The 18,559-nt window shown below is 51.8% G+C and carries 18 protein-coding genes, 3 tRNA genes and 1 pseudogene; 11 read left to right on the forward strand and 11 right to left on the reverse strand.

What is annotated here, in order from left to right; translation table 11 throughout:
• A partial coding sequence (locus ACY430_RS04175; RefSeq protein ID WP_462137640.1) for an aldehyde dehydrogenase family protein occupies positions 1-1,280 on the forward strand: 1,280 nt, incomplete at its 5' end.
• Here the strand turns inward: ACY430_RS04175 and ACY430_RS04180 are convergent.
• The 6 genes from ACY430_RS04180 to ACY430_RS04205 are packed head-to-tail and all read right to left on the reverse strand — an operon-like array spanning position 1,277 to position 6,466.
• Positions 1,277-2,062: a tetratricopeptide repeat protein gene (locus ACY430_RS04180; RefSeq protein WP_462137641.1), complete on the reverse strand. Its 786-nt coding sequence runs from the start codon at positions 2,060-2,062 to the stop codon at positions 1,277-1,279. The genes ACY430_RS04175 and ACY430_RS04180 overlap by 4 nt on opposite strands.
• A 16-nt stretch (positions 2,063-2,078) precedes the next feature.
• Positions 2,079-2,981: a PfkB family carbohydrate kinase gene (locus tag ACY430_RS04185; RefSeq protein WP_462137642.1), complete on the reverse strand. Its 903-nt coding sequence runs from the start codon at positions 2,979-2,981 to the stop codon at positions 2,079-2,081.
• A complete protein-coding gene (mtnP, locus tag ACY430_RS04190; RefSeq protein ID WP_462137643.1) occupies positions 2,978-3,835 on the reverse strand; it encodes an S-methyl-5'-thioadenosine phosphorylase in 858 nt (285 codons plus the stop codon). Before mtnP ends, ACY430_RS04185 begins: the two co-directional genes overlap by 4 nt.
• Positions 3,836-3,849: 14 nt before the next feature.
• Positions 3,850-4,503 (reverse strand): 16S rRNA (guanine(527)-N(7))-methyltransferase RsmG, encoded by a 654-nt coding sequence (gene rsmG, locus ACY430_RS04195; RefSeq protein ID WP_462137644.1) that lies wholly within the window; start codon positions 4,501-4,503, stop codon positions 3,850-3,852.
• Positions 4,500-5,330: a thermonuclease family protein gene (locus tag ACY430_RS04200; protein WP_462137645.1), complete on the reverse strand. Its 831-nt coding sequence runs from the start codon at positions 5,328-5,330 to the stop codon at positions 4,500-4,502. The genes rsmG and ACY430_RS04200 overlap by 4 nt, the downstream gene beginning before the upstream one ends.
• Entirely contained in the window at positions 5,327-6,466 is a 1,140-nt protein-coding gene (locus ACY430_RS04205; protein ID WP_462137646.1) for an MFS transporter, read from the reverse strand. The genes ACY430_RS04200 and ACY430_RS04205 overlap by 4 nt, the downstream gene beginning before the upstream one ends.
• Positions 6,467-6,581: 115 nt before the next feature.
• Between ACY430_RS04205 and ACY430_RS04210 the strand changes: the two genes are divergently transcribed.
• Both ACY430_RS04210 and ACY430_RS04215 read left to right on the forward strand, forming a co-directional pair.
• Positions 6,582-6,654: transfer RNA gene (locus ACY430_RS04210), tRNA-Lys, on the forward strand.
• 11 nt (positions 6,655-6,665) lie between these two features.
• Positions 6,666-6,740: transfer RNA gene (locus ACY430_RS04215), tRNA-Glu, on the forward strand.
• Here the strand turns inward: ACY430_RS04215 and ACY430_RS04220 are convergent.
• The 5 genes from ACY430_RS04220 to ACY430_RS04240 all read right to left on the reverse strand — a co-directional run bounded on the left by ACY430_RS04220 (position 6,703) and on the right by ACY430_RS04240 (position 13,860).
• On the reverse strand, positions 6,703-7,311 hold the full coding sequence (locus tag ACY430_RS04220; protein WP_462137798.1) for a D-glycero-alpha-D-manno-heptose-1,7-bisphosphate 7-phosphatase: 609 nt from the start codon (positions 7,309-7,311) through the stop codon (positions 6,703-6,705). The genes ACY430_RS04215 and ACY430_RS04220 overlap by 38 nt on opposite strands.
• Entirely contained in the window at positions 7,301-7,993 is a 693-nt protein-coding gene (locus ACY430_RS04225) for a glycosyltransferase family 2 protein (RefSeq protein WP_462137647.1), read from the reverse strand. The genes ACY430_RS04220 and ACY430_RS04225 overlap by 11 nt, the downstream gene beginning before the upstream one ends.
• A gap of 24 nt (positions 7,994-8,017) precedes the next feature.
• On the reverse strand, positions 8,018-10,999 hold the full coding sequence (locus tag ACY430_RS04230; protein WP_462137648.1) for a UvrD-helicase domain-containing protein: 2,982 nt from the start codon (positions 10,997-10,999) through the stop codon (positions 8,018-8,020).
• Between the two features lie 3 nt (positions 11,000-11,002).
• The gene (locus tag ACY430_RS04235) at positions 11,003-13,714 is read right to left on the reverse strand and encodes a PD-(D/E)XK nuclease family protein (RefSeq protein ID WP_462137649.1); all 2,712 of its coding nucleotides are present in this window, start codon (positions 13,712-13,714) and stop codon (positions 11,003-11,005) included.
• Positions 13,715-13,783: 69 nt separating this feature from the next.
• A tRNA-Arg gene (locus ACY430_RS04240) sits at positions 13,784-13,860 on the reverse strand.
• A gap of 127 nt (positions 13,861-13,987) precedes the next feature.
• Between ACY430_RS04240 and ACY430_RS04245 the strand changes: the two are divergent.
• The 8 genes and pseudogenes from ACY430_RS04245 to ACY430_RS04280 form a co-directional block, all read left to right on the forward strand.
• Positions 13,988-14,107 (forward strand): annotated as a pseudogene (locus ACY430_RS04245) (metal-dependent transcriptional regulator); the annotation flags it as partial.
• Positions 14,108-14,255: 148 nt separating this feature from the next.
• Complete coding sequence (locus ACY430_RS04250) at positions 14,256-14,360, forward strand: hypothetical protein (protein ID WP_462137799.1); 105 nt, start codon at positions 14,256-14,258, stop codon at positions 14,358-14,360.
• On the forward strand, positions 14,329-14,691 hold the full coding sequence (locus tag ACY430_RS04255) for a FeoA family protein (protein WP_462137650.1): 363 nt from the start codon (positions 14,329-14,331) through the stop codon (positions 14,689-14,691). Before ACY430_RS04250 ends, ACY430_RS04255 begins: the two co-directional genes overlap by 32 nt.
• Positions 14,688-15,668: a metal ABC transporter solute-binding protein, Zn/Mn family gene (locus ACY430_RS04260; protein WP_462137651.1), complete on the forward strand. Its 981-nt coding sequence runs from the start codon at positions 14,688-14,690 to the stop codon at positions 15,666-15,668. Before ACY430_RS04255 ends, ACY430_RS04260 begins: the two co-directional genes overlap by 4 nt.
• Positions 15,669-15,689: 21 nt before the next feature.
• On the forward strand, positions 15,690-16,403 hold the full coding sequence (locus tag ACY430_RS04265) for a metal ABC transporter ATP-binding protein (RefSeq protein ID WP_462137652.1): 714 nt from the start codon (positions 15,690-15,692) through the stop codon (positions 16,401-16,403).
• Positions 16,404-16,410: 7 nt separating this feature from the next.
• The gene (locus tag ACY430_RS04270) at positions 16,411-17,310 is read left to right on the forward strand and encodes a metal ABC transporter permease (RefSeq protein WP_462137653.1); all 900 of its coding nucleotides are present in this window, start codon (positions 16,411-16,413) and stop codon (positions 17,308-17,310) included.
• Entirely contained in the window at positions 17,294-18,205 is a 912-nt protein-coding gene (locus ACY430_RS04275) for a metal ABC transporter permease (protein ID WP_462137654.1), read from the forward strand. Before ACY430_RS04270 ends, ACY430_RS04275 begins: the two co-directional genes overlap by 17 nt.
• Complete coding sequence (locus ACY430_RS04280) at positions 18,202-18,555, forward strand: HU family DNA-binding protein (RefSeq protein ID WP_462137655.1); 354 nt, start codon at positions 18,202-18,204, stop codon at positions 18,553-18,555. Before ACY430_RS04275 ends, ACY430_RS04280 begins: the two co-directional genes overlap by 4 nt.
• Positions 18,556-18,559 lie beyond the last annotated feature (4 nt).

Below are 18,559 nucleotides of genomic sequence, written 5' to 3' on the forward strand. Positions count from 1 at the left end.
ACCGTGCCGGGTGGCTTACGGTTCAAAAAAGGGCGGAAATTCTTGATCGGACGGCTTCCATCATCTCCCGGCGCGAAGACGAGTTGGTAAAACAGGCGATGAGCGAGGGCGGAAAACCGTATAACGATTCAAAGGTGGAAATTTACAGGGCCTCTGACAGTGCGAAAATCGCCGCCGAAACAATTCGCTCTGAAGCCGGGCACGTCATTCCAATGGGCGGCGATCTTTACAGCGCGAACAGGGCGGCATTTACGCAAAAAGAACCCATAGGAGTTGTTGTTGCGGTCAGCGCTTTCAACCATCCGCTCAACCTTCTTGTCCATCAGGTTGGCGCGGCAATTGCCGCCGGATGTCCCGTTATTGTGAAACCCGCTCCGGATACGCCGCTTTCCTGTATCTCTTTCAAAAACATACTTGTTGAAGCGGGGCTTCCCCCGGACTGGTGTCAGGTTGTTTTGACAGACTCAAACGAAACAGCGCAGATGCTTGTAACCGATGACAGGGTGGCATTTTTTAGTTTCATCGGAAGCGCGCGCGTTGGCTGGGATTTGCGTTCCAAACTTGCTCCCGGGACCCGTTGCGTGCTTGAACACGGCGGTGTCGCGCCCGCGCTTATCTATCCGGACGCCGATATGGAGAGCGCGGCGGCTCTGCTTGCCAAAGGCGGTTTTTATCATGCGGGGCAGGTATGCGTTTCCACTCAGCGGATATACGTGCAAAAGGAAGACGGGCGGCGGTTTGTTTCGCTTTTTCAAAAAGAGGCGCAAAGTCTTAAAGTGGGAGACCCCGCGCTTAAATCAACGCAGGTGGGTCCGCTAATTCGTCCGTCCGAGGTTGAGCGCGTTCACAAGTGGGTTGCCGAAGCAATTCAATCGGGCGCCGAACTTGTTTGCGGCGGGAACCCCGTGTTTGGCACATGTTATGAGCCGACTGTTCTGCTCAATCCTTCGGACGAGTCTTTGGTCAGCAGAAAGGAAATTTTCGGTCCGGTCGTGTGCATTTATGAGGTTGACGATATGGAGGACGCCATAGCGCGCGCTAACGGGCTTGATGTGGCTTTTCAGTCTTCGGTGTTTACAAGCGACATTGATACTGCGCTCGCGGCGGCGAAAAAACTGAACGCTTCGGGTGTTATGGTGAACGATCATACGGCTTTCCGCATAGACGGAATGCCTTTTGCGGGGCTTAAAAAATCCGGGCTTGGAATAGGGGGCATTCCGCACACAATAAGGGATATGAGCGTGGAAAAAATGGTGGTTTTGCGCTCGGACGGGATTTAATTCGCGGGCTGCTGAACGGTGCAGATTGTTTCAGCATGCTGTTCCGCAAGAGTGGCGATTTCCGGATGCGGTTTGTTGTCAGATGTTTTTTTCAATTCCGAACACGCGGACTTGCGGTCTCCAACTTTCGCTAACGCGAGCGCGAGGTTGAGGCGCGCCTCGTTGTATCCCGGAGTAATTCGCAACGCCGCCTGAAACTGTTTTATTGCTTCGGAGTGCCTTGAAAGACCGGACAGCAGTTTGCCGTATTCGTTTCTTGAATAGATGTTTGACGGCTCAAGCCTTATTGATTTGGCAAAAAACAGCTCGGCCGAAGCGGTGTCGTCTTTGAGCATATGCGCTTTGGCGATGTTGACAAGCGCGGCGTAGCGAAGCGGGTAGGTAAGGTCGTGTGCGGCGACTTTGCAGTGTTTAATTGCGTCATCGGGGTTGTTCATTTTGAGATACAGCCCGCACAGGTTGTATCTGGCTTTTGTGTAATCGCTTTTGATTTCAAGCGCTTTTTTGTAACTCCTCTCGGCGGCACGCAGGTCTTTGAGACCGAAATAGGCAATGCCCTTGATAAGATGTGCTTCGGGGTCGCCTTCCATCCGTTTTCCGCCCGCGTTTATCTCTTTTATCGCTCCAATAAAATCTCCGCCCCGCGCGTATGAGACGGCAAGCATTTTGTGGCTTCGCAGTTTGTTTGCGGATTTTTCCGTTCCGGCACACGCCGAAAAAATAAGCGTGGGAACGAGCAAGGTTAGAAAAATACCCAAACATTTTGTAGGACTTAAATTCATGAAAACGGACGGTTGTTCAGACCCTCGACATTTCTGCAAATCTGCTGAGACGTTCTTCAAATTGTTTTCTGTTCAGTTTTTTTATGCTTTCGGTTCCCAGTTTTTCCACCGTGAATGAAGCCAGAACGGAGCCGTGAATGACCGCTTGTTTCAAGTGTTCGTATCTGTCCGCGCCATTTTCGCTCAAATATCCCATAAATCCTCCGGCAAATGTGTCCCCGGCTCCGGTCGGGTCAACGGCGCGCTCCACCGGATACGCGGGCGAGCAGAAAACCTCTTTGCCCGAAAACATTATGCAACCGAATTCCCCTCTTTTTATCACAACGGTTTCGGGTCCCATTTTTTTTATGGCGCGCGCGGCGGCGATCACGGAATTTTCTCCGCTCAAAGCCAGCGCCTCGGAGTTGTTTATGATGAGAATGTTCACCATTTTTAGCGTTTTTTTCAGGTCGGACAAACTGTTTTCTATCCAAAAATTCATCGTATCGCACGCGACAACACGCGGTGATTTAATCTGTTTGAGCGTTTCCATCTGCGTTACGGGATCCATGTTGGCGAGAAAGATGAATTCCGCATTTCTGAGTTTGTCGGGAAGGTTCGGTTTGAAGTTTTCGAACACGTTCAGGTGGACGGAAAGTGTTTCGGGGTCTCCGAGTTTTTCATCATACCTGCCTTCCCAGCGGAAGGTTTTTCCGTTCGCCTTCTCAAGCCCCATTGTGTCAATTCCCGCTTTGCGCAGCAGTTCGGAGTGCGGAGCGGGAAAATCTTTGCCGATGACCGCCGAGATGCCGACTTTTGTGAACAGAGACGCGCCGAGGCACGAATACACCGCCGAACCACCGAGAATTTCATTTCCGCCGTCAATCGGGGTTTGTATGGAGTCGAGCGCGACCGTTCCGACTATCACAAGTTTGCTCATTTAAGAAACCTCTCTATTATTATTCCGAGCCGTTTTTTCGTTTCTTCACTTATCATTTCGGGGTGCGTTATAATAGTGTTTTCAAGAGCGCTTGCGCAATGGCAGTTTTGCTCATCCCCGATTGTTTCCAAAGATTTTCTAATTATTTGTTTTGCGGTTTCAACGTTGTTTGTGAGCGTTTGAATCACATCCTCCACGGTTACGGCGTCATGCCCAGGGTGCCAGCAGTCATAGTCCGTTGACATCGCGAGCGTGGCGTAGCAAATCTCCGCCTCCCGCGCGAGTTTGGCTTCGGGCATGTTCGTCATTCCTATAACATCAACTCCCCACTGCCGGTAAAGATTGCTTTCAGCCCGCGACGAGAACTGCGGGCCTTCCATGCAAATGTATGTTGCGCCTTCGTGCGCGGTCGCGCCGGACTGCCGGGCGGCTTTGTACAGAACGGCGGAAAGTTCGGCGCAAACCGGATCCGCCATTGACACATGCGCCGCTATGCCGCCTTCAAAAAAAGTGCTTGGTCTCTTTTTTGTGTGGTCTATGAACTGCGACGGGATAACCACATCGCCGGGACTTATTTCCTCTCTCATGCTGCCCACGGCGCTGACAGAAATTATGCGCTCCGCGCCGAGGCTTTTCAGCGCGTAGATATTCGCCCTGTAGTTTATTTCGGATGGAAGAATTGTGTGCCCGATTCCATGGCGCGGCAGAAAAAGAGCCCTTGTGTCGCCGATTGTTCCCGCTATCACCGGCGCGGACGGCTCGCCCCACGGGGTTTTGACTTTGAACGGCTCAGGGTTTTCAAACCCGCTCATTTCATAAAGCCCGCTTCCTCCGATGATGCCGACAGTCTTCATATTCACGTCCATATTCACGTATCTTCACGCTTTTTCAAAGCCACAATAAATCTGATTTCGTTGCTTGCCGGAAGTGCAAATTCCTCCGCGGCGTGGAACACGGAGCCCTGTGGAATCAGCCGTTTTTCCTCCTCCCATTCCCGTGCGCCGTTTTTTCCTTTCATAATCAACACAATGCCTCCCTCTTTTACAAGAGGCAGAGCCGTGCGCGCCACTTCGGGCGATTTCGCCACCGCGCGGGCGAGCGCGACATCAAAGCCGCCGCCGATTTTGCTGTTTTCCTTTCCGGCTCTCGCCTTTACCGCGTGCGTATTTTCCAGTTCCAATTCCCTTATGACCTCTTTCATGAAGAAAACCCTTTTTTCGCGCGAGTCCGCAAGAACAAGGCTGATTGAGGGGCGGCATATTTTAACGGGAATTCCCGGAAACCCCGCGCCCGCGCCGATGTCGAGCACGGACGCGCCGGGCTCAATATGACGCAACACCGTAAGCGAGTCAATAAAATGCGAAACCGCAATGGTTTCGGGGTCGGTTATTGATGTAAGGTTGATTTTAGAAGCCCATTTTATGAGCAAATCCGAGTAGGTTTCAAACTTTTTAACCATTTCGGGCTCAATTTCCAACCCCAGTTGCGCGCCGCCACGTTTGAGTATTTTCTGTAATTTCATTCTTGAACGCTTATTGACATCGGGTGCCTTACGATGATGTTGGGTTTGCTCCTGTACATTGATGCTCTGCCGACAATCCGGACCGTTTTGCCCGTGTAGTGCGCGCGCGGGTCAATTCCGAAATGGCTGAAATTTGCCGCCGAGCCGCCGAAGATTACAATTTCAATTCCGCCGTCGGTTTTGAGTATGATTGTCCCGCTTCTTTTGCGTGCCGAGTCCGTAATTTCCGCCCTTATGACGATTCTTTTGCCCTCCATGTGTGCCACTTTGCTTTGTGCGACAACAAACCTTTCGTTGCTTCGGAGTTGCTTGAAATTCCCGTCTCCGCTCCAAATGCCTTCGCGGTTTCGCATGGCGGTTTTTTGCGCGTTCAGCAGTTCTTCCATCAAAACGGGGTCTTGTTGGCCTATTTGAATTACGGTCGCGAGCCCGGCTTCCACGATTTTTCTGTTCACATTTACGCCATCGGAAAAAACAAACGCCAACAGCCGTCCATACCTGTCATACCGCTCCGCGCCGAAGCGCGCCCGCACGGTTTTGTTTTTGAGGAGTTTTGAAAGTAACTCCGTCGCCTCTTTTGCGAACGGGTCGCCCGGAGAGTCGTGCCTCATAATTTCAGGGCAGTCTATTCCTTCAAGCCGTACCGGGTGGCTGTGTCCGGGTTTATACAAAATGCGTATTGTGTCGCCGTCAACAATTCGCTCCACCGGAAAGATTTCCCCCTTTTGCGCCTCAGGGGAGAAGCGGGAAGGCAGGTCCGCGTAGCCCGCAAGCACGACCAGTGCGATAAGGAGAAAAAGCCATTTTACCGATTTTGAATTTCTCAAGCTTCGCTCTTCCCGGCGGTTGCCCGCTCAAAAATCTGAAACACCGCAAAGCCCGCGAACACAACCAACCCCGCGAGCACATACATAGTCCGCAACCCCGCGCGTTCCGCCACAATTCCGAGCGGAAACGCGGCGTAGTTAATTCCCAGACTGAAAGACGAATTAAAAGCCCCCATAGCTTTTGCCGTTCCATTTTGTGTTTTCTCCCTGACCATGGCGCCCAGCGTGGGGAACATCAGTCCGTACCCCGCGCTGAAAAGAAAGCACAGTAGAACGATTTGCAGTTCGCTGCGCGCTTGCGAAAGAAGAACAAGCGCGGCGGCTGCGAGAAACATTGCCGGAGATGCGACCGTTTTTCTGCCAATTCTGTCGGCGAATTTTGAAAAGAAAATCCGCACGGAAATTATTGTCAGTGCGTATGTCAGAAAAAAGCGTGATGCCTCAAAGCCGTTCTCACGCGCGAACACGGCGAAGAAATTGAGCATGCTTCCCAGCCCCGCCGCCATCGCGAGGTTGGTGAGGAAAATAATTCCGTATTTTTTTTCGGCGAACAGTTTGAAAAACTCCCCGAATGATTTTTTGCCCTCCTGCGGGGCGAAGTTGTTTTCCCGTACAAAAAACGCGGTTGCGAACGCCGCGAGACTGAAAAATGAGGCGTAAACAAAAAGCCCGTCGCTGCCGAGTGTATTCATTATCCATTCACCCACGGTGGGACCCGCGGCGTATGAAAGCATCGTAACGCCGCCGAAAACCCCCAGTCTTTCAGACAGGCGGTTTGTCTCGGCGATGTCCGAAACCATTGTGAGTGCGGCGGTGTAAAATGAGGCGAAAGCCGCGCCCTGAATCAGACGCAGGGCGAAAATTGAGTATCCAATTTCTTCCACAAAAACGAAACAGACCGAAGCTACGGTCATCGCCAGCGCGCCCGCGGTCATAAAAATTTTGCGCCCGTGGCGGTCGGCGAGAGTTGAAATTAAGGGCAGGCACAGTAGCGAGGTTACGCCGAAACTGCCCATCACATATCCTATTTGCGCCTCGTCTCCCCCGAGCCCGCGTATGAAAACCGGGAGCAGAAAAAATGAGGAAAAATTGCAGAACAGAAAAAAGCCGGAAACTGTTATCAAAATAAAATTCATGGCGGTCGACGGCTTTCCCTTTTGGTGAATCGTTTAAGAGTTTACGGATTTTTGCCGTCGTAGAAAGCGGCGGAGTTTTAACATTGTTAATTTGTGTTATTATTGTCGCGCTTGAGAGCCGTTAGCTCAGCTGGCAGAGCAACTGCCTTTTAAGCAGTGGGTCGCAGGTTCGAATCCTGCACGGCTCATTTCAAGTCCAGTCCCCGTCGTCTAGCCTGGCCCAGGACACTGCCCTTTCACGGCGGCAACAGGGGTTCGAATCCCCTCGGGGACGGTAAATCCGTTTCAAGAATTCTTCTCACAGCTCCGGGAATGTCTTTTTCAATAAAGTCCGCTTTTGTGCCGGCTGCTGTTCCGTGGCTCAGGCGGATTGTTGAAAATCCGCTTCGCGCTCCGGCAATGACATCTTTTTCAGAATCCCCCACCATCCATGACGCTTCGGGGTCTATGCCGTGTTTGCGAACTATTTTTTCAATCATTCCCGTTCCGGGCTTTCTGCACGGGCACGGCACATTATACGGCGCGACCGTTCCGTCCGGATTATGGGGGCAATAGTGAATGCCCGAAAACCGCACCCCGCGTTTTCTGAAAAAATCATCCATCTCCGTGTGGACTTCCTTTACATCGTTCTCACTCATAAAACCTTTGGCAACCCGTCCCTGATTTGTAACTATAAAAAGCAGGTATCCGGCGTTCTGAATCCTAAGCAGAGATTCTGTGTAGCCGCGCGGAATGCGGTAGTCGCCCACCCTGTGTATGTATCTGTCGCCCGCGGGCATTAAAACCGTTTTGTCTCTGTCAAACAGAACACATTTTGCGCCGCGCGCGCCTTTTTTAGAACGCATGTTTCAATATTATCCAGATTATTTTTGCGCCCGCTTTGACAGTTCCCGAAAATGTGCCGCTTATTTTTGAGACGCCTATTCGTTCCCTGTAACGCACGGGAACTTCAACGCACCGGAGCTTTTTTTTGACCGCTTTGATTTGCATCTCAACCGTCCAACCGTAACCCTCGTCGCGCATTTTGAGGGATTCCAGAGACGAAAACCTTATCGCCCGGAAGGGTCCCAAATCGGTAAATTTCACGCCGAATAGCGCGCTCAAGATAAATCCCGCGACTCTGTTTCCGACAACCGTGTGCGGCGGCAGGGCGCCTTTTGTCCGCTCGCCGGTGATTCTGGAGCCGACCACAAAATCCGCTTCGCCGCGAAGAATGGGTTCAACCACCATCGGGATTTCCTCAGGATAGTCCGAGTGGTCGGCGTCAAGGAAAACCACAATGTCGGGACGGTTTTGCAAGTCGCGCGATATGTGTTTGATGCCCGCAAGGCACGCCTTGCCGTAGCCGCGAACGGGTTCGTCAATGACTGTCGCGCCCGCAGCGCGGGCTTTGTCGGCGGTTGAATCGGTTGAGCCGTTGTTGACCACGACCGTTTCTCTAACCATGCCTGACGGGATTTCCCCGATAACCATCGCGACCGACCGCTCTTCGTTGAGAGCGGGAATTATGACCGACACTTTTTTCATATCTTTGCCCTAAACATCTTTGCCCTAAACAGTTTTTAACTCCGCTGACGGAAGAACGCATATGTAGCGCTCATCGGGTTTTTTGCCCCGGATTTTCTCAATCGCTTTGCAGTAGGTTTCAATCTGCTCCCGATATTTCTTTTCCTCAAAAGAGTCCGTGTATTTGTAGTCCACAAGAACTGTTTTGCCGTCCGCAGTTTCAATCAGAAGATCAATTCTTCCGTTGACCGTTTCGCCGCCGGCATTTTTTTCAACCGAGAAAATATACTCCCTGCGCAGTTCCGCCGCGCCGCGCGCCATTTCTCCAAGCGGCGACCGGAGCGCGTTTTTCGCGCATAGCGCGATGTTTTCTTTCAGGCTTTTCTGCGGCGCGAAAAACTCGTCCGTGACAAAATCCGCGGTTTCTTCAACCGAGTCGGGCGAAAAATCCCATATCTGGAAAAATCTGTGGATGATTTCCCCCTCTTCGGTTTTGGCGAGTTCACAAAATCTGTTCGCGACTTCCCTGTGCGCCGCGTCTTTTTTATAAAGCGGACGCAGGGTTTTTGCCGTAACCTTCGCGCCGCGCGCATCCGCCGGTTTTTCTTCGTCCGCAGTTTCCATTTCACGTGCGGGTTTTGTTCCGTGTTTACCTTTGAATCCGGGCATCGCGGTGAGCCCGTTTTCAATAATCCACGCGAGACTGCCTTTGACCGGCTTTTCACATCTCTGCGTGAACGCAATGTCGGCCGCTCTTGTCATCGTTACATACAGAATTCTTTTTTCCTCCTCGTCCACGCCCGCGTTCTTTATTTTTTCCCATTCGCCGACCCTGCAGTTTTCGTAACAAATCATAACGCCGCGTTCAGAACTTGCCACGACCCTGCCTCCGGTATTTGCGTGCCCGTAGTTTGTGTCCGCGAGAAACACAACACGGAATTCAAGTCCCTTTGCCGCGTGGCTTGTCATCAGTGTTACGCAGTTTTCCCGCTCAATGTCCGCTTCGGACTCACCCGGAAAATCTTTTTCAGAATCAAACCGCTCAAGCGCCTCGTTCAGCCCCGTTCCCTTTTCGGCGAGCCCGGCACATATTTCGGTGAATTTTATTATGTTGGCGCGAATTTGCCGTCCGCGGGGCAGGGCGAGCGCGCCCGCCGCGAGACCCAGTTCATACGCCGCAAACTGTGCCGCTTCAAACGGTGAGTAAAAATTGGTTTTTTCAATGACTGAAAGCAGATACCGCGCCGCGCCGCAATGCTCTCCTTTGCCATTTGACAAAATCCGTAAAGACTCCCCGCAATCCGCTTTCGTTTTGCGTTTTTCCGAAAAATACCGCGCGAGTCCCTCATCGGAAATTCCGAAAAACGGCGATCTTAAAACCGCCGCTTCGGCGATTTCATCAAGCGGATTTGCCATAAACCTCATCATTGAGACCATGTCTCTTATTTCCGGTTGCGCGAAAAATTGTGATACGCCGATTTTTTTGAACGGCAGTTCCGCCCCGCCCAATGCCCGCTCGTAGATGTCCATGTTTGTTTTTCTTCTGAATATCAGTGCGATATCAGAAAATGCGTAACCGTCTTTTTCGGTGAGTTCGCGTATTTTTTCCGCAATCACGGCGGCTTCGTTTTTACATTTTTCCCGCGCATTTCCGGATTTAACTTTAAACGCTTCAAACATTCCGCCGCTTTTCTCCGCGGCGGCTTCGGTGTTTTTGTAGCCGTCAAAAACGTTGCTGAAAAGTCCGTTTGTGAAATCCACAAGTTCCGGAGCGGTTCTGTAGTTTTTCAGCAGGGTGAATTTTTCAAAGTTCCGTGAGGAGAGTATTTCGTCAAACAGTTCCGGCTCCGCTCCCCTGAATCCGTAGATGGATTGCAAACGGTCTCCGACCACGATGAGTTTGGTTTTTTCTCCGCAGAGAAGTTTGATGATTTCATACTGCACGGAATCCGTGTCCTGAAATTCGTCCACCATAATCAGCCCGAATCTTTGGGCCCGGCGCAAAACTTCGGCGGAGCTTGTTCGGAGGATTTTCAGCGCGTTCGTGAGCAAGTCGTTGTATTCAAGCACGGAGTTTTTCATTTTGATTTGTTCATGGAGTTCCATCACTTCTTCGGCTACTGAAAGGTAAAAACCGGTCAATCGGTTGTTTATAAAGTCCGCAATGCCGGCGGCGGCTTCCGCGATGCGCTCCGCAGTCTGTTTTTCGTGTTTTACCGCCGTTTTCATTTTTAAAACGCTTTCCATGTGCTCAATAACTTCTTTGGCGACCAGGCAGTCATTCCGGTTGTTTCCGCTCAAATCATCGACAAGCGCTTTTGCTTTTCCAAAACGTTTTTCCGTGTGCTTAGAGGAAAAAGGCATGTTCTCCGGACAATCAAACGCTTCCCGCAACACCGTGCGCGGGTCGTTACCCGGAGCGCTCACAATGGGTGTTTTGAGAGGGCGCGGAAGATTTTTTTCCATCGCGTTGCGCACTATAAGACGCAGGTTTTCCATAACCACGTCCAGGTTGAACAGTTCATCTTCCAGCAGTTTGTTGAGCGCTTCGGACTTTTCCCCTTTTGTTGCGCGCAGATTCAAAATTGCTCCGAGAACGGCTTTTTTCAACGCCCCGTCCGAGTCAACTTTCTTTGAGATTTCAAACCCTGAAGTGAAATCGGTGTCAAAAAGGTTTTCTCTGAAAATCTCGGACGCGAGGCCATGAATTGTGCTGATCTGAGCGCGCGCAATATTTCTAAACGCGTCTTTTGTCAGGTTCCCTTTTTCGCCGAACTGTTTTATGTAGTTGTCCATTTCATGCGCTATCCGTGCGCGCAATTCAGCAGCCGCGTTTTCGGTGAATGTTATCGTCGCGACTGTGTCAATTTCCGAATCGCCCGATTCCAATTCGGCGAGAAACCGTGCCACAAGCAGCCGCGTTTTACCCGACCCGGCTCCGGCACACACCGCCACACGATTTGTGCGCGAGCGCAAAACCCGCATCTGTTCATCGTTAAGACCGAGAAGGGTTTCAATTCTTTTCACCGCTTATTCCCCCTCTTTGCGCGCCGCGCTTTCCTTGATTCTGCAAATATCCGAATATGAACAGAAATCGCACACGCCGCGCTCTTTTTTCAGAATTATCGGCTCTTCGCCGTGCGGAAAATTGTCCGGTTTGGAAACCGGAACCGCAGGAAAAAACCCACTCTTTATAAGTTTGATGCTGTCGCCCGCGAGGGCTGTCGCTGTTTTAAGAGTCTTACCCCCGTCCGCGTTTGTTTCAACGGACTCCGGTTTTTCCACCGAAAGGTAGGAGCCCCGGCCTGCGGTGGTTTTTAATTCCGAGGAAATTGCCGCAAGATAGAGAGGGATTTGCAGAGTTTTGCGGTCGCAGAATTTTTGCGGCAAAGACCTTTTTTTGTAATCAACCACATGCAGGGAACCGTCTTTGCCCTTATCCACTCTGTCAGCCCTTCCTCTTATTTTCGCTCCCTCAATTTCCATCTCAATTTCCCGCTCAAAAAATTCAGGCGTTAGCCCTCTCTCCATAATTCTGTGTTTTTCGCGGCTGATAAAACCCCCGACCAGAAACCGCACCCGCTCTTTTTGCAACTCCCACACCGCATCCGGTATTTTGCAGTGCCGTTTTTTTGTTTCTTCATCGTCAAGAAACACGCGAAGAGCCACATGGGTTTTTTCATCGTTTTCCCACACCCCGCCGTCCGAAGAGAAAATATGTTTGAGCGCGTCGTGATAAAGGGTTCCCGTGTCCATTGCGGACGGGATTTCCGCCTCTGTCTCTTTTTCGTTTATTTCAAGCGCCTTTGAGCAGAAAAACTGAAAAGGGCAACTGCCGAATTTTTCAATCTCGGTAACGCGCAGATGCTTCCACCAATCGTCTTCCGGCTTCGTGACAATCCCCTCAAACCGTCCGAACACTCCGTTTCCCATCAGCCGTTCTTTCTCGGCGACGGCTCCGCGCTCCGCTGTCTCCGTGAGAGCAAAAAGCGGGTCGTTTTCCTGAAGAAGTTTTTTAAGTTCGTCCGGAATTTTCCCCTCACTCTCAAACTCACGCGCCCGCGTGATTTCGGGACAATACGGATTTTCGCTTGCATCCGGTTCGCGCTCCTCAACCATATGGGTTTGCTTCAACTCCTTAATGAAGAGAGAAGGGGTGTTTTCATCACTTCCGCCTTCGACGTTGCGGGAAAAGGAGATGTTCAATTTCTGTTCCGCGCACGCGACCGCGCACTGCCATATTGAGCGCTCGTCGCTTAAAGACTCTGCGTTAGTCGGGAGCGCTTGTTCTCCGCAATGTTTGTTGACAGTCCGTTTTTCCGCATCGTTGAACACGCCGCTTTTTCTTTCCAGTTTGGGGAAAACCCCGTCCCGGCAGTCAAGAATGAACACAACCGGATACGAAGTTCCGCGCGCTTGAAATGCGTCCATAACGGGCACGTGAGCCCCGGCTCCGGGGGTTTTGTAGGAATATGCGCGGCTTTGGAGCAGTTCGGACAGAAAATCCGTGAAGTCATCGGGCGAGGTGAAATCTTCGTTCCATTTTTCCGACAGAAAAGCCGCTTCCCTGAGTAGTTTTCGCGCCTCTTCAACCGCGGGGACGCTCTCCGCGGTTTTATACGCGCCTGTCGCGTCCACAATTTCAGACAGGGTTCGCAGTATGGCGCTTGCTTTGAGCGGCTTGCCGCCGGTGATTTGAATCGGCACGAGCATTTTTTTGAGTTCTCTTCGCTTTCCATCTGTTTTTTTCGCGCCGAAAAAGAACCGTTGCAAAACGGGGTTTGCCTCAAAACGCTCAAATTCCCTTCCCTCCGGATTTTGCGCCGCGGCGAAGCAGTCTTTCAAAAAAGCCGATATGGATGACGCCGCGCCGACCCGGACCCTGGATTGAACGGTTACCGGAACGCCATTTCGTTCAAAAATCCCCGCTATGAGCGGTGCGCGCCGGGCCGTTTCACGCACAATCACGGCAAAATCGGAAACGTTCGCGCCACTGTCAATCATTTTTCTGATTTCCGCCGCCGCGTGGTGCGCCTCGTTTGTGAGAAAATCAAATGAACGGAGAAAAACGGCCGGTTTTTCTTCAAAACGTTTTTGTTCCAAATCTGCGGTTACTTTCAGGACTTCAATTCCGGAGTCTTCCGCTGCGGAGAGAATTTCAAGGTGCGCGGGCGTGAGCGCGTGAAACCCCGCCGCGATAATTCTGCGAAACTTTCCGTTGATGTCATCCGCTTTTTTTCCGCTTATCGCGGACGCGAGATCAATCAGTGCGGTTGTGTCATCCGTTACCGCGTTTTTTTTCATCCGCACTTCAAAATCGGTAAGCGCGGGCTCAAGCAGGGCAAGTTTGCGTCCGGCTTCTCTCGCGGTTCCTGATTTTTTGAGTATTTCAGCGGCGGACATTCCGCACTGTTTCAGGCTCGCGTCCAGCGCAAGCAGTTGAGAGGTCAGTTTTTTCCGCTTTGCCATGCCGCCGGGCAGGCGTTCCACGGATTTGCGCATTAAAATGATTCCGCCCGCCCGCGAAAGAACCTGTTTGCGCGCGACAATCCTGTGCCGCCGTGCCAAATTGCCGAAAGTGGTTATGAACGGAGCCGAATCGGTGTTCGCAAACGCTGTCCGAACCTGCCACACGGCGGGGGTATCCGGCAGAATGACCAGGTCTTTGCCCTCTCCCGGCTCAACTTTCAAGTCACGCAGAACGCCGCTCGCGAGTGGTCCCGTAAAAAAAACCGTTTCCATCAAACTCTCCGGTTTGGAGTATAGAACAGATGACAAACTATTGAAACTTGCCGTAAAGGGCGGGGCTTGTGGCGTCCCCGGAGGGATTTGAACCCCCGACCCCGGGATTAGGAATCCCGTGCTCTATCCAGCTGAGCTACGAGGACGTTCCAGTGGCGTACTTTAACTGTCCGTGCCCGTTTGTTCAAAAGCGCGACAAGTTTAGACGCTCCGCACTTGTGTTTTAGTCATACCTTATGTTAAAGTTAGACATACCTAAATTTTGGAGGGTTGATGTTCAACCAGACAACACAGGACTATCTGAAAACCATTTACGAACTGGCGGAGTGTTCAGGCAAGGTTACGACGAAAGCCATAGCGGAAAAACTGAGTGTTTCCCCTCCGTCCGTTACGGAGATGACAAGAAAGCTCGCCGCGAAAAAACTGCTTGTTTACAAGCCGTATCACGGCGTCAAACTCACCAAGGCGGGCGAGAGGGTTGCGCTTGAAATGATAAGACATCACCGGCTCATAGAGCTTTATCTTCAGGAAGACGCTCGGAATTCCGTGGGACAGGGTTCATGCGGAGGCGGAGAAGTGGGAACATTTTATCTCTGAAGACGTGAGAGGACAGAATGGATGCCAAACTCGGGTTTCCCAAGGTTGACCCGCACGGGGCGCAGATTCCCACCCGTGACGGCGTTCTTCCGATACGCAGAAAGTGCGAAACTCTGGACACTCTGCAAGCCGGAGACAAAGGGGTTGTGGCGGAAGTGAGCGACCACGATTCCGAACTGCTGGGATATTTCGGAAGCATAGACATTTTTCCCGGCAGTAGCATTGAGGTGAGGAGCATGGAGCCGTTTGACGGACCGATTACCATAAGCGTCAACGGGTGCAAGCGCGTTATTGGCAAAAACATAGCCGTTCACATTTCCATTACAGACATAGAGAAAAAACAGGCGGAGCCGAAGAGGGCTTTGGGAGGCAAACGATGAGATTTATGGTTTTGTTTTCCGCGCTTACGCTGTTTTTCGCGCCAGTTTCCTCAGCCTCCCATCACTCTGCGGACCAAGTGCACAACGGCTCTATAAATGTTGTTTCCACAACAAGCATTATCAATGACATTGTCAAAAATATTGGAGGCAAAAAGGTTTCCGCGACCGCGCTTATGGGTCCCGGCATTGATCCCCACCTTTACAGGGCAACCGCCGGAGACATCAAAACGCTCGCTCGCGCCGATGTCATTTTTCACCACGGGCTTCATCTTGAGGGAAAACTTTCCGATTTGATGAATGGAATGCGGGCAAGGGGCCTCAACACGGTTGCCGTTACCGATGACATTCCCAAATCCATGTTGATTTCTGCGGGCGTGCCGGGCAATTACGACCCCCATGTGTGGTTTGACCTGAATCTGTGGAGAATGTCGGTGCACGCAGTTGCCCGGACGCTTTCGGAAATAGACCCCGCGAACTCCGCTTTCTACTCGGTCAATTCGCGCGCCTACATCGCCACTCTCTCGGAGATTGATGATTATGCCAGGCGGAAAGTTTTAGCCGTCCCCGAAAATCACAGGTTCATAGTCACCTCGCACGATGCGTTCGCGTATTTCGGCAGGGCTTACGGTTTTGAGGTAACCGCGCTTCAAGGTGTCAGCACAGTTTCGGAAGCGGCGATTTCGGACATCCGCAGAGTGGTAGGCGTGATTGTGAACAACCGACTTCCCGCAATTTTTACCGAATCGTCGGTTTCACCGCGCTACATCAAGTCGGTCAAAGAGGCGGTGGAATTCTCAGGTGTTTCAATAAAAATCGGCGGAAAACTCTACTCGGACGCGCTTGGCGGCAAAGACTCGGGGCAGAGCACTTTTTACGGAATGTTCAAACACAACGTTGATGTGATTTGCAGTTCTCTTTCAGACAACTCTGAGCGCGAGTTTGCGACCGCGCCAAAAATTCAGGGCTCAAGCCTTTGACGCCGGACGGGTTTTTAAGTCATGGAAAATCCACTTGAAGTCAAAGGGCTGACTGTTGCGTATTCGGGATTAATCGCGTTGTGGAATATTTCGTTGACCGTTCCGCGAGGGTCTTTAACCGCCGTAGTGGGTCCCAACGGAGCGGGCAAAAGCACCCTTATAAAAGCCGTTCAAAACCTTGTGCCCAAAGCCGCCGGGGAGGTTCGGATTTTCGGAGGGCTCTATGAAGAGTCGAGAAAATCGGTCGCATACGTGCCGCAACGGGGCAATGTTGACTGGAACTTTCCCGCCAGCGTTTTTGACGTGGTTCAGATGGGAACCTACTCCTCTCTGGGCTGGATGAGAAGACCCGGCGAGAGAGAGAGGCGGAAAACATTTGCCGCGCTTAAAAGAACGGCGATGGAGGAGTTTGCCGACCGGCAGATAGGCGAGCTTTCAGGTGGGCAGCAGCAGAGGGTTTTCATAGCGCGCTCTCTTGTTCAAGACGCGGATTTGTATTTTCTGGACGAGCCGTTCCAGGGCGTTGACAGTATTACCGAAGTGACAATCGCGAATATTATGCGCGAGATGAGCCGGGCCGGAAAAACAATGATAGTGGTTCACCACAATCTCCAAACCGTGCCGGATTATTTTGACCGTGTGGTGTTGATTAACAGGGAGATTGTCGCCTGCGGAGAGGTTTCGGAAGTGTTTAACAGAGAAAATATCGGCGCGACTTACGGCGCGGGAGGGTAGGGCGCGCATGTGGATTTTTTCCGAACTGTTTCCGAACTACACGGTTGCCGTGGTTATGTGCGGCACGATTTTTCTCGGATTAACCGCAGGCGCCTGCGGAACCGTTGTGTTCGTGAGGAAGGAAACACTTCTTGCGGACGCGATTTCACACGGTTGCCTTCCGGGAATCGCGATGGGCTTTATCGTGGCGCAGGGCAAGTCGCCCTCAATGCTCCTCATCGGCGCGCTTCTCACGGCGTTTGCGACCGCGGGTTTTGTGCGCCTCGCGCGTTCGGTTTCCGTTGTCAGGTTTGACAGCGCGCTCGCGATGGGCGTTTCAATCTCATTTGGAATCGGCATTGTTCTTCTCACCGCCATTCAGTCGTCCGGCGCTTCGGGGCAGGCGGGGCTTGACAGGTTTTTGTTTGGTCAGGCAAGTGCGATATCGCTTGATGACGTAAAAACCATTTTCCTCACGGGTGCGGTCTGCGGGCTTTTTCTCACGGTTTTCTGGAAGCATGTCAAAATCGTGTGTTTTGACCGCGAATACGCCCGGTCTTTCGGTTTCAATGTGCGTGCCGTCGGGTTTTTTCTGAACGCCTTTCTTGTTGCCGCAATTGTAATCGGAATTGAAACCGTGGGCGTTGTGCTGATGTGTTCAATGATAGTGGCTCCGGCAATCGCGGCAAGGCATTTGACGGATGGAATGGGCAAAATAACCGTGCTTGCGGCGCTTATCGGTGCCGCGGGCGGAGCGTTAGGGGCGATTGGAAGTTGGAAAATCGACAATCTTCCGACCGGTCCCGCAATTGTTGTGTGCGTTACCGTGGTGGCTCTCGCGTCCATTTTGTTCTCTCCAAAGAATGGTGTTTTAGCGCGCCGCGCGAGGTTGCAATCCGCAGGGGGTGAAAATGAGCCCCGAAGTTGAAATACAGATAATAGCCGCACTCGTATCGGTCGCATGCGCGACCGTTGGGATTTTTCTGGTTCTCAGAAAAAAGGCGATGATTACGGACTCTGTGAGCCACTCAATCCTGCCGGGAATCGCGGCGGGTTTTCTTTTGACCGGAAGCATTACTTCTCCGTTGCTTATTTTCGGTGCGTTCGCGGCGGCTATTGTGAGCGTTTTTTCATCCGAAGCGCTTTCCCGCGCACGGCTGATGTCAAACGACTCGGCAATCGCTTTTGTTTACCCGTTTCTTTTCAGCATCGGAGTGATACTTGTTTCGGGATACGCAGGCAACGCCCATCTGGATATTGATTCGGTTCTGCTCGGAGAGTTGGCGCTCGCGCCGCTTGACAGAATCATTGTTGGCGGCGCAGACATTGGTCCGTTCGCGCTTTATTCATCCGGCGCGGTTACGGTGCTGGGCGCTGTTTTTGTCGCCATTTTCTACAAGGAATTAAAACTGTCCGCTTTTGATGAGTCTGCGGCGAAAACCGCGGGGTTTTCAAAATTCGCATTTTCCGCCGCTTTCTCGGCGGTGGTCTGCGTTATCTGCCTGGTTGCTTTCAGCGCGGTCGGCTCGGTTCTGCTCATAGCCCTTGTGGCAACTCCGCCGTGTTGCGCCTTGCTTCTGACAGACCGGCTTGGAAGGGCGGTTGTTTTGAGCGCCGCGATTGCGGCGGGGTGCTCGGTCATGGGGTTTCACGCGGCTGTGAAGTGGAACACAAACATTGCCGGAGCCGCTACCACCGTTTTGGGAGTCGTGTTTGTTTTGCTTCTGATATTTGCGCCGCGAAAGGGAATTGTTTCGCGCTTGATTGAAAACCGCAGACGCGAAAGACAGGTCCGGGTGGCTCTGCGGAAATTGAGTTTGTGAGCAGTCTTGACAAAACCCCCTTTTTTCTTAACCTTTTCACAACCCACAGTACGATGACCAAGTCCGAAATCAGCAGAAAAATGTTCTTCAAGTTTCACCTCTCCGCCACGGACGCGGACGCGATTCTCAACACCATAATAGATTGCATGTCAAACGCGGTTGCATCCGGCTCGCGTGTTGAAATCAGAGGTTTTGGAAGTTTCTACGCCAAGGAGTGCAAGCCCTACACGGGCAGAAATCCCCGCACGGGTGAAAATGTTGAAGTGAAGGCGAAGCGGTTGCCGTGTTTCAGACAGGGCAAAGACATCAAAGATGTTTTCAAAACTATTTCCGAACGGGAATCTTCTTAAAAAA

Source organism: Candidatus Mycalebacterium sp. (assembly GCF_977828045.1).